This window comes from Flavobacterium sp. CECT 9288, from assembly GCF_918731615.1.
GTDB lineage: Bacteria > Bacteroidota > Bacteroidia > Flavobacteriales > Flavobacteriaceae > Flavobacterium.
The window spans coordinates 1381189-1405729 of sequence record NZ_OU957226.1 but is presented as its reverse complement, the minus strand read 5'-3'; the positions used below and the strand labels follow the sequence as shown (position 1 = coordinate 1405729).

Annotated in this window: 24 protein-coding genes; 5 read left to right on the top strand and 19 right to left on the bottom strand. The window is 31.5% G+C overall.

The genetic code is table 11. The features are described 5' to 3' along the window. Positions 1-96: 96 nt before the first annotated feature. Positions 97-1014: a tRNA (adenosine(37)-N6)-dimethylallyltransferase MiaA gene (gene miaA / locus LQ189_RS06095; RefSeq protein WP_230155048.1), complete on the top strand. Its 918-nt coding sequence runs from the start codon at positions 97-99 to the stop codon at positions 1012-1014. Between the two features lie 286 nt (positions 1015-1300). Next, complete coding sequence (locus LQ189_RS06090; RefSeq protein WP_230155046.1) at positions 1301-2041, top strand: acyl-[acyl-carrier-protein] thioesterase; 741 nt, start codon at positions 1301-1303, stop codon at positions 2039-2041. Positions 2042-2085: 44 nt separating this feature from the next. On the opposite strand, the gene LQ189_RS06085 is transcribed toward LQ189_RS06090, so the two are convergent. From LQ189_RS06085 to LQ189_RS06030, 12 genes are all read right to left on the bottom strand, one after another. Next, a complete protein-coding gene (locus LQ189_RS06085; protein WP_158981112.1) occupies positions 2086-2799 on the bottom strand; it encodes a response regulator transcription factor in 714 nt (237 codons plus the stop codon). 3 nt (positions 2800-2802) lie between these two features. Beyond that, positions 2803-4386, bottom strand: coding sequence for a sensor histidine kinase KdpD (locus LQ189_RS06080; RefSeq protein WP_230155044.1), 1584 nt, complete (start codon positions 4384-4386; stop codon positions 2803-2805). Between the two features lie 59 nt (positions 4387-4445). Continuing rightward, the gene (coaE, locus tag LQ189_RS06075; protein ID WP_230155042.1) at positions 4446-5042 is read right to left on the bottom strand and encodes a dephospho-CoA kinase; all 597 of its coding nucleotides are present in this window, start codon (positions 5040-5042) and stop codon (positions 4446-4448) included. Position 5043: 1 nt separating this feature from the next. Beyond that, positions 5044-6045 carry a glycosyltransferase family 2 protein gene (locus tag LQ189_RS06070; RefSeq protein ID WP_230155040.1) on the bottom strand — a complete coding sequence of 334 codons (1002 nt, stop codon included), beginning with the start codon at positions 6043-6045 and terminating at the stop codon, positions 5044-5046. A gap of 123 nt (positions 6046-6168) precedes the next feature. Further along, positions 6169-7359: an enoyl-ACP reductase FabV gene (fabV, locus tag LQ189_RS06065; protein ID WP_230155038.1), complete on the bottom strand. Its 1191-nt coding sequence runs from the start codon at positions 7357-7359 to the stop codon at positions 6169-6171. 81 nt (positions 7360-7440) lie between these two features. Beyond that, a complete protein-coding gene (gene recN, locus LQ189_RS06060; RefSeq protein WP_230155030.1) occupies positions 7441-9093 on the bottom strand; it encodes a DNA repair protein RecN in 1653 nt (550 codons plus the stop codon). 41 nt (positions 9094-9134) lie between these two features. Then, positions 9135-10019: a DUF4835 family protein gene (locus LQ189_RS06055; RefSeq protein WP_230155028.1), complete on the bottom strand. Its 885-nt coding sequence runs from the start codon at positions 10017-10019 to the stop codon at positions 9135-9137. A 55-nt stretch (positions 10020-10074) separates the two neighbouring features. Then, positions 10075-11292 (bottom strand): bifunctional phosphopantothenoylcysteine decarboxylase/phosphopantothenate--cysteine ligase CoaBC, encoded by a 1218-nt coding sequence (gene coaBC / locus LQ189_RS06050; RefSeq protein ID WP_230155026.1) that lies wholly within the window; start codon positions 11290-11292, stop codon positions 10075-10077. 8 nt (positions 11293-11300) lie between these two features. After that, on the bottom strand, positions 11301-11618 hold the full coding sequence (locus tag LQ189_RS06045) for a DNA-directed RNA polymerase subunit omega (protein WP_026709525.1): 318 nt from the start codon (positions 11616-11618) through the stop codon (positions 11301-11303). An 8-nt stretch (positions 11619-11626) separates the two neighbouring features. Continuing rightward, on the bottom strand, positions 11627-12421 hold the full coding sequence (locus LQ189_RS06040; protein WP_230155023.1) for an outer membrane protein assembly factor BamD: 795 nt from the start codon (positions 12419-12421) through the stop codon (positions 11627-11629). 131 nt (positions 12422-12552) lie between these two features. Further along, the gene (gene dapA, locus LQ189_RS06035) at positions 12553-13434 is read right to left on the bottom strand and encodes a 4-hydroxy-tetrahydrodipicolinate synthase (RefSeq protein WP_230155018.1); all 882 of its coding nucleotides are present in this window, start codon (positions 13432-13434) and stop codon (positions 12553-12555) included. Between the two features lie 6 nt (positions 13435-13440). Further along, positions 13441-13953 (bottom strand): hypothetical protein, encoded by a 513-nt coding sequence (locus LQ189_RS06030; RefSeq protein ID WP_230155017.1) that lies wholly within the window; start codon positions 13951-13953, stop codon positions 13441-13443. Positions 13954-14006: 53 nt separating this feature from the next. Between LQ189_RS06030 and LQ189_RS06025 the strand changes: the two genes are divergently transcribed. Continuing rightward, positions 14007-14789, top strand: coding sequence for a 5'-nucleotidase C-terminal domain-containing protein (locus LQ189_RS06025; protein WP_230155013.1), 783 nt, complete (start codon positions 14007-14009; stop codon positions 14787-14789). A 141-nt stretch (positions 14790-14930) separates the two neighbouring features. Further along, positions 14931-15842: a bifunctional UDP-sugar hydrolase/5'-nucleotidase gene (locus LQ189_RS06020; RefSeq protein WP_230155011.1), complete on the top strand. Its 912-nt coding sequence runs from the start codon at positions 14931-14933 to the stop codon at positions 15840-15842. Positions 15843-15870: 28 nt separating this feature from the next. Here LQ189_RS06020 and LQ189_RS06015 read toward each other — a convergent pair whose 3' ends face one another. The 7 genes from LQ189_RS06015 to rpsF form a co-directional block, all read right to left on the bottom strand. Beyond that, entirely contained in the window at positions 15871-16575 is a 705-nt protein-coding gene (locus LQ189_RS06015) for a hypothetical protein (RefSeq protein WP_230155010.1), read from the bottom strand. Position 16576: 1 nt separating this feature from the next. After that, positions 16577-18577 carry an NAD-dependent DNA ligase LigA gene (gene ligA, locus LQ189_RS06010; RefSeq protein WP_230155009.1) on the bottom strand — a complete coding sequence of 667 codons (2001 nt, stop codon included), beginning with the start codon at positions 18575-18577 and terminating at the stop codon, positions 16577-16579. Between the two features lie 75 nt (positions 18578-18652). After that, positions 18653-19126, bottom strand: coding sequence for a DUF6495 family protein (locus tag LQ189_RS06005; RefSeq protein WP_230155006.1), 474 nt, complete (start codon positions 19124-19126; stop codon positions 18653-18655). A 120-nt stretch (positions 19127-19246) separates the two neighbouring features. After that, positions 19247-22432 carry a carboxypeptidase regulatory-like domain-containing protein gene (locus LQ189_RS06000; protein WP_230155004.1) on the bottom strand — a complete coding sequence of 1062 codons (3186 nt, stop codon included), beginning with the start codon at positions 22430-22432 and terminating at the stop codon, positions 19247-19249. Between the two features lie 100 nt (positions 22433-22532). Further along, positions 22533-22973, bottom strand: coding sequence for a 50S ribosomal protein L9 (gene rplI, locus LQ189_RS05995; RefSeq protein ID WP_086454223.1), 441 nt, complete (start codon positions 22971-22973; stop codon positions 22533-22535). Positions 22974-23037: 64 nt separating this feature from the next. After that, a complete protein-coding gene (rpsR, locus tag LQ189_RS05990; RefSeq protein WP_086454224.1) occupies positions 23038-23334 on the bottom strand; it encodes a 30S ribosomal protein S18 in 297 nt (98 codons plus the stop codon). A 5-nt stretch (positions 23335-23339) separates the two neighbouring features. Beyond that, a complete protein-coding gene (gene rpsF / locus LQ189_RS05985) occupies positions 23340-23681 on the bottom strand; it encodes a 30S ribosomal protein S6 (RefSeq protein WP_035671622.1) in 342 nt (113 codons plus the stop codon). A 162-nt stretch (positions 23682-23843) separates the two neighbouring features. Here rpsF and LQ189_RS05980 point away from each other — a divergent pair, with 162 nt between their 5' ends. Then, the gene (locus tag LQ189_RS05980) at positions 23844-24539 is read left to right on the top strand and encodes a LytTR family DNA-binding domain-containing protein (RefSeq protein ID WP_086454225.1); all 696 of its coding nucleotides are present in this window, start codon (positions 23844-23846) and stop codon (positions 24537-24539) included. The last annotated feature ends 2 nt before the right edge of the window (positions 24540-24541 follow it).

Below are 24541 nucleotides of genomic sequence, written 5' to 3'. Positions count from 1 at the left end.
AAGGCATAAAAGGAGCTTCCTGCGGTCGCTCTTTTACACCAAGAAAAACGAACTTCAATCTCTGCGGGGTTTACGTTTCCATCTGGGCTAAAAAATATGAAATACTTAATCACAATCGTCGGTCCTACAGCTATAGGGAAAACTTCTCTTAGCATTGTTTTGGCAAACCACTTTAATTGCGAAATCGTGTCATGCGATAGCCGACAGTTTTTTAAAGAAATGACCATTGGCACCGCCGTTCCCAGCTTAGCTGAATTGGCAGCAGCCAAACACCATTTTATTCAAAACAAGTCTATTTTTGAAAATTATACCGTTGGCGATTTCGAAAAAGAAGCCCTTGCTAAACTTAACGAACTATTTCAAGATCATGACTACGCCATTCTAGTAGGCGGTTCTGGTTTATATGTTGATGCCATTATCAAAGGCTTTGATGAATTTCCTGAAATCGATCCTGCAATTCGTGCTAAAATAACCACACAATATGAAAAACTTGGCATAGGATATTTACAGCAAGAACTTGAACATTTAGATCATGCTTATTACAAAACCCTTTCCACAGAAAATCCCCAAACCTTGCAAAACCCGCAGCGCATGATGCGTTTTGTAGAAGTATGCTTAGGAACAGGAAAACCGTATTCCTCTTTCTTGAACCAGAAAAAAAACAATCGTGACTTCACTCCTATTTTAATCGGTTTGGAAGCTGATCGAAAAATAATATATAACAGAATCAACCAACGTGTAGATATCATGATGAATGAAGGTTTACTAAAAGAAGCCAAAACTTTATATCCAAACAAAGAATTAAACGCTTTACAAACGGTAGGATATAGAGAATTATTTAGTTTTTTTGACAAAGAATTTTCATTAGAATTTGCCATCGAAGAAATAAAGAAAAATACAAGACGTTTTTCTAAACGTCAATTGACCTGGTTTAAAAGAAATGAAAAGACCAAATGGTTTGACTTTGAAACACCCTACGACAAAATCATTGCCTACATAAATTCAAAAAAATAAAATATATCGCAAATAAGGAAACAAATAATCATGAAAGCTATAAAACAAATAGGTAAAGTTTTATTTTTAATTTTTACAATATATCTGACAATACCATACATATTAGCTTTGCAAATGAAAATTGAAGACCCAAATTTGAAAAATTTGGATACTAAAAGCTTTATCTTTTTGGGAATAATTCTGCTATTTTTTATAATAATAAATAGTAAACTATTTTTTCCACGATTTAAAATAATTCCTAAAAACGAGAATTCAAATTCATAATTCATACTTCATAATTATTTATATGCCTATATCCCCTAAATTCACCTCTATTTTAAGCAAAGATTGGGAAATCAATTTTACGCAATGTGCGCCCAACGGGTATTTAAAATACACTGATTTATGTAATATTTTGCAATTAACTGCTGCGGCTCATTCTGAAGTAGGTGGTATCAGTTTTACTGACATGCAAGAGTTTAATCAAGCATGGGTATTGAGCCGAATGCGAGTTGAAATCAGCAAATTACCAAAATGGGGCGATACAGTAACCGTAAAAACATGGATCAATTCATTAGAAAACTCTCGATCAGTACGAGCACTTGAAATGTATATTAATGGAGAAAAAATAGTAGGATCTGAAACTTTTTGGGCTGTTTTTAATACAGAAAAGCGACGTCCAGAAGCCTTAGCACTTCCATACGAACACTTTGAGTTATATCCAGATAAAAAACCAACAATAGAACGTTTTTCTAAAGTAAATTTTACTAGTGAGAAAGAAATAGTGTTTGAAAAAACCGTTTTTTTATCAGATTTAGATATAGTAAATCATGTTAACAATGTCAAATATCTAGAATGGTGTCTTGATGTTATTGACGAAAAATTGTTATTAAAACAAAGGGTAGCCAGCATTGAAATGAACTTTTTAAAAGAACTATCATTAAAAGATACTGTTTTAATTCATGAAAGTATCCAGCAAGATGAAACTGTATTTAGTATCACAAAGGACGATAAAACATGTTTTGCATTACAAATACATTGGAAATAAAAGATAAAAAAAAGCCTCAAAAAAATTTTTGAGGCTTTTGCATTTTATGCAACTTTGTTTTTTATAACTAATCTAAATCCTTCTCCATGGATGTTTAATATTTCAACATCCTCGTCTGGTTTTAAATATTTTCTCAATTTAGCAATGTACACGTCCATACTTCTTGAGGTAAAGTAATTATCATCTCTCCATATTTTTGTCAAGGCTAATTCTCTTGGCATTAAATCATTTTCATGCAGAATTAACATTTTCAATAACTCATTTTCTTTTGGTGACAACTTTATCGGCTCCTCTTCTTTGAAAGTTAAAAAACGTAACTTAGAATTTAAATGAAATTTACCAATATTAAACTCAAACTGAACATGTTCTGATTTTGTATCTGAAGCTTTTCTTTGAATGATTGCCTTGATTTTCATCAATAAGACTTCAGAGTCAAATGGTTTATTCAAATAATCATCTGCTCCAGCTTTATATCCTTTTAAAACATCCTCTTTCATAGATTTTGCTGTTAAAAAGATAATAGGCACTTCATTATTTTTTTCTCTAATTTCTTTGGCCAATGTATATCCATCTTTGTATGGCATCATCACATCAAGGATGCACAAATCGTAGGTATCTTTTTTAAATTTTTCAAAACCTTCCATACCATTTTTAGCTAAAGTCACATCAAAGTCATTTAACATTAAATAGTCTTTAAGGACTGCTCCAAAATTAAGATCATCTTCAACTAATAGTATTTTTTTATTTGTATTTTCCATATTTTAATTTATTAATGGTAATTTTATTATGAAGGTACTTCCTTTTCCCTTTTCACTTTCTACATAAACGTGACCGTTATGATCATCTACAATTCTTTTTACATACGCAAGACCTAAACCATGTCCTTTTACGTTATGTATATCTCCCGTGTGCTCACGGTAAAACTTTTCAAAAACTCTTTTTTGAGCAACTTTGCTCATTCCTAACCCTTTATCCTTTACCTTTATAATCACCATATCCTTGATATTCTCAGTTAAGATTTCAATTTCTGGAGTATTGGGTGAATATTTAACCGCATTTTCAAGTATGTTAACAATTACATTTGTAAAATGAACATCATTAATTAAGACAGTAGTTCTTACAGCTTTAAAATCACACTTTATTGTGCCTTGTCTATCTTCTATAATTAAATTAACATGATCTATAGCGTCTTCAATTATTTCATGTATATTGTTAGATTCTTTTGAAATATCTAACTCCTTCTTTTCTAATTTTGATATTCTTAAAACGTTTTCAACCTGGGCGTGCATACGTTTATTTTCGTCCTTAATCATTTGTAAGTACCGTAAAACCTTATCTTTATCATCAATGATTTTAGGGTTCTTAATGGCATCAAGAGCTAAATTTATAGTTGCAATAGGAGTCTTAAACTCATGCGTCATATTGTTTATAAAATCATTTTTGATTTCAGATATCTGACGTTGTCTTATTAATTGATTCAATGCACTTGAATACGCAATTATTATAATTAGCGTAAACACTATTGAAAGTATTGTAATACTAACCAACTCTGATAATAAAAATTTCTTTTTTTGAGGAAATGTCACTAACAATTGATATTTACTATTCCCTTCATTATCCGTAAATACTGGTATAGAATAGGTAGCTTCTTTATTGTACTTAAAATCTCCAGACTTTACATTAGTTGCTAGATTATTATTGTATACACTGAACTCAAATTTAGTATCTACACCCGATTCCAATAATTCTTTACGAATCATTTTATTAAGAGTTTCTTTTGTTACCCTTTCTTGTATGGGTAATACTGAAGCAAAATCTTTGTAAAATATTTCAAATGATGCATTATCAAGAACATTCAAATTTCCTGATTTCTCAATTTTTATATCCGGAATCAAACTTTGACTTCCACCTATTTTATCAATAGACTTATCGCTATAAACTTCTGTAACTCTCTTAGCGCTAAAAGTTTTAAATTTTTCGCTATCAAATTTTTTATCAAAGAACGATGGTGAAATTTTATAATCTTCTGAAATTATACTATTCGAATAAATAATAGTTTTATTGGTTTTTGGGTTCTTTTGAACGTAATAAAACTCTAAAATATCATCTCTTTTAGGAACTTTACCCGTACTATCTTTATAATGATTTATTTTGTCATAAAAATTGTACGCCTCTTGCTTTTGAATTTTTTCAGCAACATTTCCTAATACTTGTTTAACGTGAAATTTAAATTGTTCATCGTTATTTTCAAACGAATTGTTAAACCAATATACTTGCACTAAAATTATCCCAATTAGGGACAAACTCATCAGTAAGACTAGTAATCTAAAAAAAAGTTTATTCATCAATACAAATTTAGTATTTTAACAATATATTAAACGATAGATTAACCAAACATTAACACCTAGGCTTCTTTTTGTTTAATCTTTAAAATTTTAAGAATTTTATCAACTTCCTGCTTTGATGATTCTAAACTAATATTTTCAATCACAAAATCACTTTTTTCTACACGCTGTGCATCAGTCCATTGCGCATTTATTCGTTTCAAAACATGATCTCTCGTTGTAGCATCACGCTCAAGAACCCTATTAATCCTAGTTTCTAAAGGCGCTACTACCGATATTATAACGTCACAATCTTTGTATTTATCGCTTTCAAACAAAATAGCAGCCTCATAAATCACATATTGGGCTTTATCATTTTGCTTTAACCATAACTCAAAATCTTGTTTTATGGCAGGGTGAACAATTTTGTTCAATACTTGCAACTTTTCTGGATCGCTAAATACAATTTTGGCAAGTTCAGCTCTATCAAGTATTCCTCCTTTAAAGACTAAAGCACCAAAAACCTCTTTGATACTATTTAAAACCTTTTCATCTTGCATTACTTTTTTTCCAGCATCATCTGCAATAAATACAGGAATACCTGCTGTCTTAAAAAAACCAGCAATTGTTGTTTTTCCGCTGCCTATACCTCCTGTTAACCCAATAATTTTTGTCATATTACACTTTGAAAAACATTTCAGGAAATGCTGTTTGTGGATCTTTTTTTAATACAATAATCTGAATATACGATTTTAAAAAACCTGTTCCGTACCCATAAAACTGTTTCCAGACAGCAATTAGAGACAAATATCCAATTTTTACACTTTTATTTTGAATTGATGCTACGATAAAGAGTATAGCAAAGTATAAGAAATAAAGCTGCAAAAGGATATCAAAATTAAAGAATAAGACCGCTAAAAAAGCAACAAGTATTCCTAAAATAAAAACCGTAGGAAAGAAAAAAGTAAGTTTATTGTGTTTAGGATACCAACTGTTTAAAATAGGTCTTGCTTTTCCAAATTTATGTACTTGGACTGAAAATTTTTCCCAATCTATTCGTCTCTTATGATATACAAATGCTTTTAGAAATAGTTTGGTTTCAAAACCTAAATTCCACAAACGAATGGATAAATCAGGATCTTCGCCAGGATGAATATTTCCAAAACCCTTAGATGCCATAAAAGCTTTTCTAGACAATCCCATATTAAAACTTCGGGGTTGAAATTTATCTATTTTTTCTGAGCCTCCTCTTATTCCTCCCGTGGTAAGAAATGAAGTCATAGCAAAATTAATTGCTTTTTGAATATCCGTAAAACTATCTAATGCGCTATCAGGACCACCAAAACAGTCCACATAATTTTTTTGCAAAGCTAATTCGACTTCTGACAAATAATTTTCTGGAATTATACAATCTGAATCAAATATGATAAAATAATCTCCTCTAGCTTTACTCATACCATAATTTCTAGAATCACCAGGACCCGAGTTTTCTTTGTAATAATAAGCTATATCTAATCTATTACCATATTTACTAGCAACATCTTGACACCGAATTGTAGATCCATCTTCTATTAACACAATTTCAAAAATTTCATTGTATGTTGTACGTGATAAACTTTCTAAAAGTTCATCAACCTCGTCTGGCCTATTGTATACGGGAATAATTAAGGAAAACATCATTTTATTTACAGTGGTATTTGTGGTACTGAATGTGATTTAAAAATTTTAACAAAGATAATCTTTATCCATAAAAAAACCATCAACTATTAATTGATGGTTTTAAATAATATTTGAGAAAACTTATTACATTATACTTTCAATAGCTACAACTTCATTAGCTTCTGATGCATAATCAACTCCAGCTACATCAAATCCAAATAAGTTATAAAAATCTTTTCTATATCCTTCTAAATCTGATATTTCCTGTAAATTTTCAGTAACGGCTTCGTTCCATAAAAAAGCAACTTTCTCTTGAACGTCAGATCTCATTTCAAGATCGTCAATTCTAATTCTTCCTTTTTCGTCAACTGGAATTTCACCTCCAGTATACAAACGCTCTTGGTACAAACGCTGAATTTGCTCTATACATCCTTCATGAATTCCTTCCTCTTTCATTATTTTGTACAACAACGAGATATACAAAGGAATAACCGGAATTGCAGAACTAGCCTGTGTCACCAATGCTTTATTAACTGATACAAATGCTTTTCCATCGATGCTTTTAAGTGCATCTGTAATAGCAAATGCGGTTGCTTCAAGATGATCTTTTGCACGACCAATTGTTCCTTTTCTGTATACAGCCTCTGTTAATGATGGCCCAATATAAGAATAAGCAACAGTAGCAACTCCTGGTGCCAATAGATTTTCTGCTTTTAAAGCATCTATCCACATAGCCCAATCTTCTCCACCCATAACTGCTACAGTATTTTCAATATCGTCACCACTGCAAGGAGCTATTGAAATTTCAGAAACTTTACCTGAGTGGAAATCAACAGTTTTGTTTGTAAATACATCACCGATAGGTTTTAACACTGATCTGTGTAAAACACCTGTAACAGGATGCATACGCACTGGCGAAGCTAAACTATAAATTATAAGATCAATTTGACCTAAATCAGCTTTGATAAGATCAATAGTTTGTTGTTTTATTTCGTTCGAAAAAGCATCACCGTTGATACTTTTAGCATATAAACCAGCTTTATGTGCTTCATTTTCAAAGGCTGCTGAATTATACCAACCCGGTGAGGCTGTTTTTCCTTCACTAGGCGCTTTCTCAAAGAAAACACCAATAGTTGCAGCTTCAGAACCAAAGGCACTTGTAATACGAGAAGCCAAACCAAATCCTGTTGACGCACCTATCACTAAAACTTTTTTAGCTCCGTTAATAGTTCCTTTAGCTTTAACAAACTCTATTTGACTTTTTACATTTTGCTCACATCCTACAGGGTGCGCCGTCGTGCAAATAAATCCTCTCATTCTTGGTTCTATAATCATATTTTTGGGTATTATTTTTATAAATAAATGTTTTTAGTTTTAAGATTATGATGAAAAAACGAACAAATATAATAGAAAAAATTAGTTCAACAAGGCTTTAGCATGATTAAGGGCCGAGTCTGTAACGGCAGTTCCCGATAACATTTGGGCAATTTCAACTATTCTTTCATCAGTAGTTAATAACTTTAATTCTGATTGTGTATCATCGTCAATTGTAGATTTAAAAACTTTAAAATGCGCCTCTCCCTTAGCCGCAATTTGAGGCAAATGGGTGATTGCAAAAATTTGCATTGATTGACTCATTTGTTTCATGATTTCCCCCATTCGTATTGCAATTTCACCTGAAACTCCGGTATCAATTTCATCAAAAATTAAAGTTGGTAGTTTTGAATATTGAGCCAAAATAGCTTTTACAGCCAGCATAATACGCGACATCTCTCCTCCCGATGCTACCTTTTTCAATATCCCAAAATCAGTTCCTTTATTTGCAGAAAACAAGAATTGAAGCTCGTCTTTACCATTTGCAAAAAATGATTCTGAAGCTGATAAAACAATATTAAAACGCACATTGGGCATTCCTAACGTACTTAAAATTTGAATTAATTGTTCAGATAAAACAGGTATAGCAACGGATCTATTATTACTAATGTTTAATGCTAATTTGTTAAGATCGTTCTTTTTCTGCTCTATGGAAACCGTTAAATTTTCAATTTCATCTTCCATATTACCAAGTTCCATGACAGCATTTTCAAGTTGAGATTGAATTACTAATAACTCTTCAACAGTAGCAACTTGGTGCTTTTTTTGAAGACTGAAAATTAGTTGTAATTTTTGACTTATTAGATTAAGTTGTTCAGGATCATTGATTAATCTATCCGAAAGACGAACCATCTCCTCTGTAATATCATCAAACTCTATTGTAATACTTGTAATTCGGTCAAGCAAAGATTGGTATTCAGTTGAAAATGAGGCGATTTTTTGAACCGAATTTTTAATTTCGTTAAGATTGTATAATACTCCTATTTGTTCTTCATTGGCTATAGCCAAAGATTTACTCATAGATTCTTTAATAATCTCTACATTATTTAGCTTCTCAAAATCAGATTCTAAAATTTCTTGTTCACCAGATTTTAATTTAGCCTCAACAAGTTCATTTAGCAAAAAGGTATTGTATTCTTGCTCTTTCTTAGCTTCGCTTTGTTTTTTTAATAATGCATTTAATTTTGATGTATCCGATTTGTACCCTTTTAAAAGCAATTGATATTTAGTAATAATCTCCTTATTACCTGCTATTGCATCTATAATATCAAATTGAACATTTTCATCTGAAAGTTCTTGAGTTTGCTGTTGCGAATGAATGTCAAGTAAAAAAACACTCAAATCTTGTAATTCTTGAAGATTTACTGGACTGTCATTTATAAAAGCTCTAGATTTCCCCGAAGGCAAAATTTCACGTCTGATAATGGTATCATTTTCAAAATCCAAGTCATTCGATTCAAAAAAGGAATTTAAACTGTATTTAGAAATATCGAAGTGAGCTTCAATTACACATTTTTCTTCTTTGTTTTTTAGTGAAGTTAAGTCGGCTCTTTTTCCTAAAACAAGACCTAGAGCACCTAAAATTATAGATTTACCTGCTCCTGTTTCTCCTGTTATAATAGAAAAACCGCTAGAAAAATCAATAGTTAATTTCTCTATCAAAGCATAGTTTTTTATAGAAAGTGACGTTATCATGTAATTGTTATTTGGAAATAGGTGTACAAATATAGTAAACCCTAGAATTTAATAGAAGCCCATTTACTTGAATTCAATGGTGACGTTTTGTTGAGACCATCAACTAAATCTGAAATAGGAATGCTAGGACCTCCTGAAAATATGGAAACAATTTCATCTGATTTGGCGTCAAAAAAAACACGGGTTATAAATGCATTTGGTCGTGATCCACTAAGTTTAGACAAACCAGATAATGCAAGTTTTACTTTTTCTTTACCAAGTTTCAAATCCTGACTCATTATATCAAGACCTAGATGATAATCCAGCATTGTCTCTCTAATTTGTTTAAAGGGAGGAGCTAATAAATCGTTTATTAAAAAAAAGCGGTTTTGATTCCCATCAGCTTGACTCCAACCTCGAGCACCACTTTGTTGTGCTACGTTACAAATATTTTGAGCAATTTCTAAATTTGGATTACCTGATTCTAACACAAACGAATCTGCATCTAATCCTAAAATTAAATAGCTATAAAAAGCCACAACTGACACCAAGTTTGAATCAAATGAAGCTGGATTGAAAAATAAATTTTCAAACTCAGTATATCTAAAATTAAAATCTTTATCGTTGAAATTAAAAACTGGGGATGCGTATGTAGAATTAAAAGTTGGTCTTGAAGACTGGACTTGTATGCTTGCTGTAAACTGATCTGCACTATTAGAAAGTATAGTAATATACATAGAGCAGTTTATTTTTTCAACTTGCTTCATGGGTTGTCCTGTCCAATCTGTTTTGTTTACAAATTCATTTAATGAGGTTTGCAGTGTTTTAAAAACTTGTTGATTGGTGACACTCAATCGTTGTGAATCAACCGTAACTGTACAGTTCAACTGTTGCGAATGAACAATTCCACAAATAAAAAATAACAAAAAAGGGATTATTTTATTCATCTTCAAATTTCTGCTATACGATTATGTTTTGATTAAATTGAATTGAAAAATAGAATTATATCTTTATTTCAAAATGCTGACATACTTTATCCATAATATCATCTGCAACTTTTTCTTTGGATTTTAAATCCATTGGAGATACTTGGAATGATTGATCTATAAAAGTTACTTTATTCGTTAGCTTTCCAAAACCTGCACCTTGATCTTGTAACGAATTAAGAACGATCAAATCTAAGTTTTTTTTCTTGATTTTCAACTTTGCATTTTCAATTTCATTTTCAGTTTCTAATGCAAACCCTATTAAAAATTGATTTTTTTTCTTTTCTCCCATAGAGGCAAGAATATCTTTAGTCTTTTCAAGTTCAATTGTAAAGCTTTCTTCGGTTTTTTTAATTTTTTGTTCAGCAATATTTTTCGGTCTATAATCAGCAACTGCAGCGGCTGCAATGGCAACATCAACTGAATCATATACATTATGACAGGCCTTATACATATCCTCTGCAGACACTACTGGTATTACATTAATCAAACTATTACTCACTTTAAAATGTGTAGGCCCTGTGACTAAGTAAACCGTTGCTCCTCTATTTGCAGCACTAATTGCAATATCAAAACCCATTTTACCAGATGAATGATTCCCAATAAAACGAACTGGATCTATAGCTTCGTAAGTTGGACCTGCGGTAATTAAAATTCTTTTTCCTTTAAGTGGTAACTTACTATTTAAATCATTTTCAATAAAAGCAATAATATTTTCAGGCTCTGCCATTCGGCCTTCACCAGATAAACCGCTAGCCAACTCACCTGTTTCGGCAGGAATTAAAATATTACCATAACGAATTAAGGCTTCAAAACTTTGTAACGTAGAAGCATGTTTATACATGTCTAAATCCATTGCTGGTGCAAAGTAAACCGGACATTTTGCTGATAGATAGGTAGCAATTACAAGATTATCACAAGTTCCATTAGTCATCTTAGACAATGTATTTGCAGTAGCTGGAGCAATTATCATTAAATCAGCCCAAAGTGCTAATTCAACATGATTGTTCCACTGCTCATTATCATTTTCTTGATCATAAAAATTAGAATGAACTGGATTTTTAGATAAAGTAGATAACGTAAGTGGCGTGACAAAATCCTTAGAAGCAGGTGTCATTATCACTTGGACATGTGCACCTGCTTTAATAAAAAGTCGTACTAATGTAGCTGTTTTATAGGCTGCAATTCCACCAGAAATTCCAAGTAGAATTTTCTTACCTTGTAAAACTGACATCGTACTAATTATTTGTTTGAATCTCTATGATATATTTTACCATCTAACCATTCTTGAACTGCTAACGCATGTGGCTTAGGTAATTTTTCATAAAATTTAGAAACTTCAATTTGTTCTTTATTTTCAAAGACTTCTTCAAGACTATCGTTATAAGTAGCAAACTCTTCTAATTTCTCAGTCAATTCTTTTTTAATTTCAGAATTGATTTGATTTGCTCTTTTAGCCATAATCGTTATTGCTTCATATACGTTACCCGTTGGTTCTTCAATTACAGTTTTGTTGTATGTAATTGTGTTTACAGGAGCATTCGTCTTTTTTAAATCCATGACTTTATTTATTTAGTAAAATTTTGTAACTCTTTTTCTATTCTCACTAACATGTCGTTAGCTTCTTTCTTGTATTTTGATTCTGGGTTAAATTTCACCAAGTTAGCTTGAGCAACTTTAGCAACATTCAACCTCTCTTGCATTTTTGAAGGAATACTATTAATGGCTAGTTGATAGGCTGAATCTAGTTTGTAATACAAAGCGTCTTCTTTGTATTTCGTACCAGGATAATCAACTATAAAATTTTCAAGCGCAACTATAGCTGATTTATAATCAGAAATGGTGTGATACCCCTTTGCGTTTTCATATACTTTTTTCTCCACTTTTTCACTCAAAGCTTTTACGGCTAAATTAGCATCCTTTGCATATTGCGAATTTGGATATGCATCTATAAAATTTTGAAGCTTATCTAATGCCTTGTTAGTGTCAGTTTGATCCAAACTATAAACAGGAGATAACATCGAATAACTTTTTGCTCCTAAATAGGCTGCTTCTTCTAGTTTTTCACTTTTTGGATAACTCGAAACAAAATTATCAAACTGATATCCTGCTAAGTAAAATTGATTTGTTTTATAGTAGGACTGAGAAAACATAAAAAATAATTTTTCAGCTTGCGGCTTTCCTCTGTAGGCAGGTGCAATTTGTTCAAAAATTTTTAATGCTTTAGAGTATTTACCAGCATCATATAACTTGGTTCCCATTTCAAATTTCACAGCAACATCCTCAGATTTTAATGCTTTTTGATATTCATTACAAGAGCTGAGTAAGGCAACAGTTAAAACGAGATATATTATTTTTTTCATTTTCATATTTTATAATGATTTGTAAGCTAAAAAAACCTACCTATCATTCCGAAGTTTCGGTGGCAAATTTAGGTATTAATTCAGCGAATACAAAATATATTTTTTTTGTTAAAAAAATTGATTTCAAAAACCTATCCGTTGATTTTTTTTACAAATGTATCAATTCTTTTTTCTAGTGATTCATCCACGGTTACTAATGGTAATCTTACCGTATTAGAAGCAATGCCTAAGGATTGAAAGATTTGCTTAATTCCTGCAGGATTTCCTTGTTCAAAAATCATATCAATACTATCAGCAAGTAGATATTGGGTTTTAAAAGCTTCGTCAACTTTACGTTCTAAACCAAGTCGAATCATATTTGAAAACTCCCTTGGAAAACCTTGACCAATCACAGATATTACACCTGCTCCTCCAGCCAAAACCATTGGTAAAGCAATCATATCATCTCCAGAAATTACTAAAAAGTCCGATGGTTTATTCTGTATCAATTGCATGGCTTGCACTAAATCACCAGCTGCCTCTTTTATAGCTACTACATTTTTAAATTCATGTGCTAAACGCAATACAGTGCTTGGTAGCATATTACTTGCCGTTCTTCCTGGAACATTATATAAAATTACAGGTATCGGAGAAGCCTCTGCAACTGCTTTAAAATGCTGATAAATTCCTTCTTGAGTTGGTTTATTATAATATGGTGATACAGATAAAATTGCCGTAAATGCTGATAAATCTCTAGTCTCTAACTCTGCAACAACCTTAGCAGTATTGTTTCCTCCTACCCCTAAAACAAGTGGCAATGCACCATTATTTGCTTCAATGACAGTTGCAATAACTAGTTCTTTTTCCTCTTGTGATAAGGTAGCATTCTCTGCAGTAGTACCTAATACTACCAGATATTCTATTCCACCTTCAATGGAATAATTGACTATTCTTTTTAAAGCATCAACATCTATTGAAAAATCGCTTTTAAAAGGAGTTACAAGAGCAACACCTGTACCTATTAATGATTGCATATTGAATTATATTTTATTTAGTAATTTTAAAATTTTAAAAAACTCTTTTACAAAAACCACATGATTTTCAAGAGAAGTTTGGATGGTAAAATGATGTAATCGAGTATCAACTGATGCAAAACCTACTTTAAAACCAGCCTTTGTTGAATGTGTAAGTTGCATTAAAATTGCCTCTTCTAGATCATAATAACTTATTAACACATCATACTTTTTACTCAAAAACTCTTTTGGAGCAACACCACTAAATCCTCCGTTCCATTGTAAATGAGCGTGTTCCAAACTCGGAAACTCATCTTTAATTTGATTGACCGAATCTTTCTTAAACTGAAGTATCGCTATATTTTCAGGAAGAATTCCTCCCAACACAAGTTCATTAACCAAAAGTTTTGTTTTTGTAAAACCGATTCCATCAACTAGAACTCCAATAGTTTTTACCGATGAAGGTACCACCAAAAGAGATGAACTTTGTAATTTTTTATTTAATGTTTTTTTTACCCAAAAATTTTTAATGTGATTCAAAAACATATTACTTTTACCTGATTACAAAATTAATTAATAAAGTCGCATTTAAAATGGTAAATCTAAAAAAGTATAACGATGTTTCTAAACTTTTTGTTATATTCTTAACATTTTTTTTTATTGCATCCTGCAGTAAACAAAGTTACACTGTTACTAAAATTGAAGGTAAAAGAGTCGCAGTAACTGATAAACAAGGAACAAACCCTGAAATAGAAAATTTTGTCAAACCTTATAGAGAACATATCAACAAAGATCTTGACAGTGTACTTGCTTTTTGTCCGGAAACATTAGATAAAAGCAACGGAAAATGGCAAACAAAAATTGGAAATCTTATGGCTGATGTGACTTTGTTACGCGGAAATATTGTTTTTCAAGCCAGAGAAAAAAAGAAAATTGATATTTGCATTTTAAATAGCGGCGGAATAAGGTCTATATTACCCAAAGGGAATGTGACAGCAAGAACTGCATTTGAAATCATGCCTTTTGAAAACAGTTTAGTTGTTATTGCCTTAAAAGGAGAACAAATACTTGAGATGGTTACTTTTTTTATTGCTGAAAAAAAACCACATCCATTAGCTGGAATAACTTTTACTATTGATGCTAATAACAATCCTAAAAACATAATGGTTCAAGGAAATCCTTTAGATGCAAACACCACTTATTATGTAGGAACCAATGATTATCTTGCTAATGGTGGTGATAACATGAACTTTTTTAAGAAAGGAATTCAAAAGTTTGATTTAGAATACAAACTTCGTAATATTCTAATTGATTATTTTAAAGAAGTAGATACCATACCTGTGATTGATGATGTTAGAATTACCGAAGAAAAGTAATATCTAATTTTATTAATGATTTTAAAATAGATAATAGATAATAATATCTTTTAAAAAAAAACTCACCTGCGTTTACAGCAAAAAAAATAAAAAGAAATCCTAATTCATTTTCAAGAAAATCAATTAGACAAAATATACACGATGAAAAGAAGAGAATTTATAGAAAAAACTGCTGCTGGATCAGCATTATTGAGTTTAGGTTTATCCCTAAGTAGTTTTGATACAACCACAGCAAAACAGCTTACCATTTTACATACTAATGATGTTCATAGTTATATAGATCCATTTCCTGCTGATCATCCGCGTAATGCAAACATGGGCGGAGTAGCACGAAGAGCTGCTCTTATTGAAAGCATTAGAAAAGAAAATCCGAATGTACTTCTACTAGATGCTGGTGATATTTTTCAAGGCACACCCTATTTCAATTACTACGGTGGTGAACTGGAATTTAAATTAATGAGTATGATGCAGTATGACGCCTCTACCATAGGTAATCATGATTTTGACAATGGCGTTGATGGACTGCGCGCTCAAATGCATCACGCAAAATTTGAATTTCTTTCGGCCAATTATGATTTTAAAAATACAGTTATGGATGGATTTGTAAAACCATTCAAAATTTTTAATAAAGACGGCATTAAAGTTGGAGTTTTTGGACTAGGAATTGAACTTGCAGGACTTGTAGATAAAGGCATGTATAAAGAAACTGTTTATAATGATCCTCTAGAAATAGCTCAAGACATGGTTCGAGTTTTAAAACAAGAAAACAAATGCGATATTGTGATTTGTTTGTCTCATTTAGGTTATAAATACAAAGACGAAACAAACAAAATTTGTGATTTGAAACTTGCCGAACTTACTCAAGATATTGACTTGATTATAGGCGGACACACCCATACATTTTTAGACAAACCTTCGGTGGTAAAAAACAAACTAGGAAAAGATGTATTAGTGAATCAAGTGGGATGTTACGGAATCAATTTAGGTAGAATTGATTTTTATGTAGACAATGGCAAAACAAAAGCTTTTGAAGGAAAGTCTATCATAGTTTAGCTATACTTTTAATTTCAAAAAAGACTAACTATTGCACTCTATCTTTATGAATATTTTCTGTATCAATTACAAATCTGTAAAATGCATAATAACTACTAACATATAGTACCATTCCTAGCGGTCTAAAAAAAGTGGGTGGAAAAGTTGACAAAAAACATTTTTCAATAAAAACCGTGAAATACAATGCCGTAAAGAGGAGTCCATAAATATACAACCAAGGTGAATCGTTGTTATCATTCATAAAATAATTTGATATTACAAGCCCAGCCATAATTGATATTACAATGTTTTGAACCACTATTCCATAAAAACTTGATCTGTTGATTTCATCTGCAATTGAAAGTAGGTAAGAAAAAATAAATAAAGTGGGGATAATTGCTATTACCACTGGAATAAAATCTTTCACTTTATTTATTTTTATAATATAAGTTATAAGTAATGACCTATGTATAATATAACCCGCTAGCGCTGCAAGGGAAAAATAAGATGAATTAGGTATTAACAAAACACTCACAATAAATAAAAAAATACTAGCTGAAATAAAAAGTGTATTTCTAACTTTTGAAGTAATTAAATATAAGATTAAAATCAAAAGCGCTATCAAAGGTTTAAATGCAAAAAGTATCGGTTCAAAAGATGACAATTCTGCAATAACCTCAATTAATGTAAATACAAACATAAAAGCTATTAATGCCTTTTCGATCAAACTACTTTTAACATTATAAATTTTCATTTTATGGTTTTAAAAGGTTCAAAAAATCCTCTTCAGAAATTATAGAAACGTTTAACTTTGTGGCCTTGTCTAGTTTTGCCGGCCCCATATTATCTCCCGCAACAACATAATCTGTTTTGGCTGAAATAGAACTACCTACTTTTCCTCCATTGTCTTCTATTGCTTTTTTTAATTCGTCTCTTGAGAATTTTTCAAAAACACCCGAAACAACAAATATCTTTCCAGAGAAAATTGTGGTTGCGTTTGGATTTACAGTTTCAACAACTTCAAATTGAACTCCTACATTTTTTAATTTATCTATTATAGCAATATTATTTTCATTTTCAAAAAACGAAACAACGCTTTGTGCAATACGCTCTCCAATTTCATCTACTTGAACTAAATCAGAAATTGTTGCAATTTGCAAAGCCTCTATGTTTTTATAATGAAGTGCTAATTTTTTGGCCACAGTTTCTCCTACATATCGAATCCCTAGAGCGTATAAAACCCTTTCAAAAGGAATGTTTTTTGAGTTTTCGACACCATTAATAAGATTTTCTGCAGATTTTTGAGCCATACGCTCTAAGGGTACAATTTGTTCCACCTTTAGATCATAAAGATCAGCATAATTTTGAACCAAATTATTATTGAAAAGTAGCGCAACCGTCTCACCACCTAAACCCTCAATATCCATTGCCTTTCTAGATATAAAGTGCTGTATTCGGCCAATAATTTGAGGAGGGCAACCATAAAAATTAGGACAGTAATGATTGGCTTCTCCTTCATTTTTTATTAACTCGGTTTTACATTCAGGACATTGCGTGATATAAGTGGTTGGTATTGTATTTTCAGGTCTAAAACTCAAATCAACTGCAATAATCTTTGGAATTATCTCTCCTCCCTTTTCAACAAATACGGTGTCTCCAACTCGAATATCTAATTTTTCAATTTGATCGGCATTGTGTAAGGAAGCTCTTTTAACCACTGTTCCTGCCAGTTGTACAGGAGACAAATTAGCAACTGGAGTTATAGATCCAGTTCTACCTACTTGATAAGAAATCGAGTTTAATCGGGTAGAAACCTGCTCTGATTTGAATTTATACGCTATAGCCCAGCGCGGAGATTTCGCTGTATACCCTAATTCTTCTTGAAAATAAAATGAATTAACCTTTACAACAACACCGTCAGTTTCATACGGTAAATCATGACGGTGAACGTCCCAATACGTTATAAAATCAAAAACCTCTTCCAGATTGTTTGCTAATTGAGCTTCTTTGGGCACTTTAAAACCCCATTCTCTTGCCACATTTAAACTATTAAATTGCGAATCGAAAGGCAAATCACTACCTATTATAAAATACAACAAACAATCTAAGGGACGTTTTGCAACGAGTGCGCTATCTTGCAATTTTAAACTTCCCGAGGCAGTATTTCTAGGGTTTGAATATGGTGTTTCACCAATTTCAATCAAATCCTGGTTCATTTTTTCAAAACCAGCAAATGGTAAAATTATTTCTCCCCGAATGTCAAATTTTACAGGATAATTACCTTTTAGTTGCAAAGGAATCGTTTTTATGGTTTTAATGTTTTGTGTTACATCATCCCCTTGAAATCCATCGCCACGAGTAACTGCTTTTTGTAATTTTCCATTTTCATAGGTAATACTTATCGAAGCACCGTCATATTTTAACTCGCAAGTATAAGAAATAGGAACATCGCCTAAAACTTTTTTTAATCGAGTTTCCCAATTGATAAGATCTTCTTTAGAATAGGAATTATCTAAAGAGTACATGCGATGTTCATGCGCTACAGTTTGGAAATTTTTAGTTATAGTACCTCCTACTCTTTGTGTAGGTGAGTTTTTATCTTCAAATTCTGGATACTTACTCTCAAGTTCTTGTAGCTGTTTTAATTTTAAATCAAATTCATAGTCAGTAATAACAGGATTATCTAAAACATAATAATTGTAATTATGCTGATGCAACTCTTCTCTTAGTTGTTGAATTGTATTTTGAATATTCATGGAAATAAAAATTGGCTATCTTAGTACTTGAAATAAGGTACTAAAATAACCAATTTAAAATAATCAGCAATACATTTAAGAAGCTATAATTGTATTTATTTGTTGGTATAATTGACCGTCACTTAAAAAAGAACCTTGTTGAATCAATTCAAAAATTGAAGAGTTGCGTTCCTCAGTAAATTCTTTTTTACCCACTTTCATTTCAATGGTATCCGTAAACATATTGTCACTAAGCCATTGCAATCCCTCACGAGTTAAAAAATCAACTTCTGGAACTAGAGACTTTAAAACAATAGATTGTACATGTGTATCAAAACAGTGAAAAAGAAAAATATGATTTTTAGAAAAATGTTCTAAATAAGTAGCTTTAGAAAGTACACCTTCCCAAATCAAATCGGAAAAAACATCCAATTCTTGTTCAGCCACTTCTGGTTTTTCAGCTTTAATTTTATCCCACTCTGCTTTATCAATAGCTTGAGTGGCTAGAAAATTTGTAAATTCTTGCGTCAGTTCTTCAAACTGCTCTTTGGTCAATCGAGTATATTTCATTGTATAATTGTTAATCTAAAATTATAATTCAAAAATGCTTTTTTGCGAATGCAAATTTAAAACTTAATCATAAAAAAAGCCTTCTTTTTCAAGAAGGCTTTCAATTAATTTCTAAATAGACTAGAAAATATATCTAATTCCAAACTGTGCTTGCCATCTTGATAATAAACTAGCATCGTAATTGAACGTTTTAGTTTGTGTTCCATTAAAAGTATAAGTAGGCTCTTTTGTGTTTTGATCAACAGAAACTCCTATTGGTTGTATACTTGTAGGAACTTGTACTAATCCCCAATCAGAATTTAATAAATTTCCAACATTTAAGATATCAACACTAAACTGTATTGTATTTGTTTTATCTGAACTTGAAGAAGGTTTAAAATTATAATCCTGGATTAATTTCATATCCCATTTTCCTCTCCATGGCGCTAATGCTCCATAACGCTCAGCGTATTGACCTCTTCTTTCACTTAAATATTTATCTTGGTTGATGAAAGCATCAAATGCTGCACCTTGTCCAGCTCCACTAAATGTCATAGCTCCAATTTCAGCCGTCGTAGGCACATAAATTAAATCATTATTAACAGAACCGTCATTGTTAATATCACCTCCATATATATAATTAAAACGACCACCCTGTGCATATTCAAAAAATGTTGAAACAGTAGTTGCCCACTTGCTTTTCGAACCGTATTTCCATTTCTTAGATGCTACACCAATAAAACGGTGCGTATCTCCGTATTTTGAATTAGACAAAACGGCATCATTTACATTACCCAAAGCTGGATTAAATGCAAATGCATCACCCGTGATTTCAGCTTCAATAGAGTTTACATCTTTAGCTATTAAATAATTATAAGCTAAACTGGCAAATAAACCGTTATCAAAGTTTTTTTGCAACTTAAATGATGTGTTTAAAACATATCCTTTATTAGAATTAGTCATTACATAAGCGTTATTAGCGCCTTTGTCTGTAGCATTGTAAATTACTCTTTTATCAACACCCGCAAGAATTCCAGATGGAGTTCTTAAACCCCAGTTTTGCACATGAACACCGTTGATATCTTTGTTGTAAGACATATCAAAAGTTGCAATATAATTGTTTTTGAAACGGTGATCTAAACCTAAACTTGATCTCCATACTTGAGGCCACTTAAAATTTTTATCCATAATTTGAAAGAAACCATCATCAGCACCACTCACTTGATTTCCTAACCATACAAATGGTAATTTTCCAGTAAATATACCTGAACCACCACGCAATTGTGTAGTTTTATCTCCTTTAACATCCCAATTGAAACCCATTCTTGGTGACCAAAGTAATTTATCTGTTGGTAATGTAGTTGAAATTAATGTTTCATCAGCCTTCGTTTTAGGATTATAATACAAAACACTATTATTTCTTGTAGCTCCGTTTTGAGTGTCTATGTATTTTTGAATTAAATCAGAAGTATCAAAATACAACGGTTTATCAACTCTTAATCCTAATGAAAGTTTGAAATTATCGGTAATATTCCAATCATCTTGAGCATATAATGCAGCTTGACCCACATTAAGCTCAGCTAATTTCCATCCATTATCTGCTCCAACAGCAAACGAATTTCTTAATACGTAAGTGTCTTGAGCATGTTTCATATTTTGTTTCAACGAACTTAATGCCTCTGGATTAGCAGCATCTGCCAAAAAAGCGGCAACGCTTGAATAAGAATTAAATGTACCATAATATGGAATAGGATCAGTTACTTGATTACGAAATTTATCATATCCAGCCAAATTAAATGAATTTTCAAATTGATATTTCTCAAAAGAAGCACCAAAAGTAAAAGCATGCTTACCTGCTGTATAACTTAAATTGTTTGTAATTTGAAGCACTTTTTGATCTAGAGTATTGTTGATCGAAAAAGGTTCGTGACCAGCAATAATGTAATTTGAACCATTACTCTGAATATTAATTACTGGAGCTGGCTCAGAAAAAGGATCTCTAAAATCATTAAAATGAGTATAACCCGCTTGTAATTTATTAGAAACAGTTTCGCTTATTTTGGAGTTTAACTCAACTAAAAAAGATCTTAATTCATTGTTAATTTGATATCCAGATTTTTCGAATTGTAGTGTATTTACATCTGGACCTCTAAATCCTAAAGCTGATGGATGCGCTGGTTTGTCTTTTGCAGCATTCAAAAAGTTGTAAATAACAGCCAATTTATTGTTGTCATTAATGTTCCAATCTAATTTTACGATACCTTTATTAGAATTGGTATTATGTTTAAAACCTTGGTAAGCACCAGTGTTATAACCCAATCTACCTAAAGCAGCTGATACTGCAACCAAATCAGATTCTAAAACTCTGGATTCATTTACACCTGTAACACCATCACCATTATTAGCAACAAAATTGGATCCTAAGTCACTACGCTTATCGATTTCATAATTAGCAAAGAAAAACAACTTATCTTTTACTAATGGGCCTCCAAAGCTAAATCCAGCTTGCGTTTGTTCTAAAGAAGGAACAAATATATCTTGTCCTTTTATTTTACTTCCTGTTAGATCTTGATTTCTAAAGAAAGCATAAGCAGTACCATGAAATTCATTGGTACCTGATTTAGTAACTGCATTTACAGATGCACCTGTAAAACCAGATAAAGTTACATCATAAGGCGCTGTAGCAACCTGAATTTGTTCAATTGCATCCAATGAAATAGGTTGCGAACCAGTTTGTCCTCCAGGAGTAGCAGCATCTAATCCGAAAGGATTGTTAAAAACGGCTCCATTTAAAGAGTAACTGTTGTATTGATCATTACGTCCTCCAAAAGAACCTCCACTTGCAGATGGTTCTAAACGGGTAAAATCATCAGCTGATCTAGAAATAGTAGGTAACGCAGTTAATTCTTTTCTACCAATGGTAGTTTCGGCACCTGTTCTTCCATTACCAAATACTTTGTTTTTAGAACCTGTAACTTTTACCTCGCTAAGTTGTTGACTCACGTCGCTTAGTTGCGCATCTAAAATTAATGCTTTACCCAACTCTAAATATACTTCATTGTAAACCTGAGATTCATAACCTACAAAGGAAATAGTAATTTTGTAAGGCCCACCAATACGCATATTTAGCATATTGTACCTACCATCTACATTTGAAACTCCAGAGTATTTGGATCCTGTAGGAGTATGAATTGCTAGAATAGTTGCGCCTGGTAATGTTTCACCCGCTGAACTTTTTACAATTCCTTTAATACTTGATGTTGTAGTTTGTCCCAACATGGTAACAGAACTACAAAAAATCAGAAGTAGTGTAATAATTTTTTTCATTTGTTTAATTGTGTGTGTTATTTGTGCCACAAAATTAAGCAAAAAAAAATCACTCCGAAGAGTGATTTTACTATTTCTTTAACAAAAAGTTAAGAAAATTCTATTTTTCTGCAACGATTTCATAGTCTAATTCAACTATAACATCTCTGTGTAAACGAACACTTGCATTGTATTTACCTGTACGTTTAACGATACCGCTAGTGATAAATTTTCTATCAATAGTTTGACCACCTTTTGCTAATGCTTCAGCAATGTCAATATTAGTGATAGAACCAAATAATTTTTCACCACCTGCTTTAGCAAATATTTTAATTTCGATAGCTTTTAAAGCTTCACCTAATGCTTTTGCATCAGCAACTACTTTAGCTTCTTTGTGAGCTCTTTGCTTTAAGTTTTCAGCTAATACTTTCTTTGCAGATGAAGTAGCTAATTGAGCAAATCCTTGTGGAATTAAATAATTACGACCATAACCGTTTTTTACAGTTACTACATCATCTTTAAATCCTAAATTTTGAACATCTTGTTTTAAAATAAGTTCCATGTTGTTGTCCTTTATTATAGAAGTTAGGTTTCATGATTAGAAAACCAACAACTGAGTTTTAATATTATTTAAGTAAATCCGCCACGTAAGGCATCAAAGCAATGTGACGTGCTCTTTTCACAGCAACTGAAACTTTTCTTTGGTATTTTAATGAAGTTCCTGTTAAACGACGTGGTAAAATTTTACCTTGCTCATTAACAAATTTCAATAAGAAATCAGCATCTTTATAATCAATATATTTGATTCCTGATTTTTTGAAACGACAATACTTTTTAGTTTTGTTAGTTTCTATGTTCAAAGGCGTTAAATATCTAATATCTCCGTCTTTTTTTCCTGAAGCCGATTGTTGTAATGTTGCCATAATAATTAAGCTTTTGTAGATTTTAATTTAGTTCTTCTTCTCTCAGCCCATGAAATAGCATGTTTATCAAGACTTACAGTCAAGAAACGCATTACTCTTTCGTCACGTCTAAATTCAGTTTCAAAAGCGATAAGAACCTCACCAGCTACTTTGAACTCGAATAAATGGTAAAAACCACTTTTCTTGTTTTGAATTTCGTAAGCCATTTTTTTAAGACCCCAGTCTTCTTTAGACACCATTTCAGCACCTCTACTAGTAAGAAAATCTTCAAATTTGCTTACTGTTTCCTTTACCTGAACTTCAGATAAAACGGGATTTAAAATGAAAACAGTTTCATAATGATTCATAAAAATATATTTATTGTTAATTTGGGTGCAAAAGTAATAAAAAATTTAAATAAAAAAACATTTTTATTGTTTTTATCGACGTAAAGTAAAAAAATCCGTTTAATTGAAACAACTTAAATTAAAAGTAGTATATTTACACGATCTAATAAATAAAACTTTATTATGAAATTAAATTGTGTAGTAGTTGATGATAGTTCTATACAAAGAATGATTATCGCAAAGTTAGTAAATAACCATCAAAATCTTAATCTTCTTGGAGATTTCTCTAATGCTATTGAGGCTAAAAATTATATGTCTATCCATGATGTTGACCTTATATTCTTAGACATTGAAATGCCTGTAATCAGTGGGTTTGATTTTTTAGATGGTTTAAAAACGAAACCACAAATCGTTTTCATTACATCAAAAGCAGAGTATGCCATGAAAGCATTTGATTATGATGCTACGGATTATCTTCAAAAACCAATTGCAATAGACCGTTTTAATGCAGCAGTTAAAAGAGCAATTGACAATTACCAATTAAAGAAAGAAAACAAGGAAGAAGAAGGAGAACATATATTCATAAAAAGTAATCTAAAAAAACTTAAAATTTTTACTTCTAAGATTAAATGGATCGAAGCCTTTGGAGATTATGTAAAAGTAGTTACAGAAGACGACAGTAATTTAGTTCTCTCTACTATGAAAGCTTTTGAAAACGATTTACCCAAAGATAAATTTGTTCGCGTACATAAATCATATATTATCAATATAGACAAAGTAGAACGATTTAACAGCAAGTTTGCTGAAATAGGATCAACTAAAATTCCATTAAGTCGTCATAAAAAAGAGGATTTAGTAAAAGCTTTATCTTTTACCTAAAT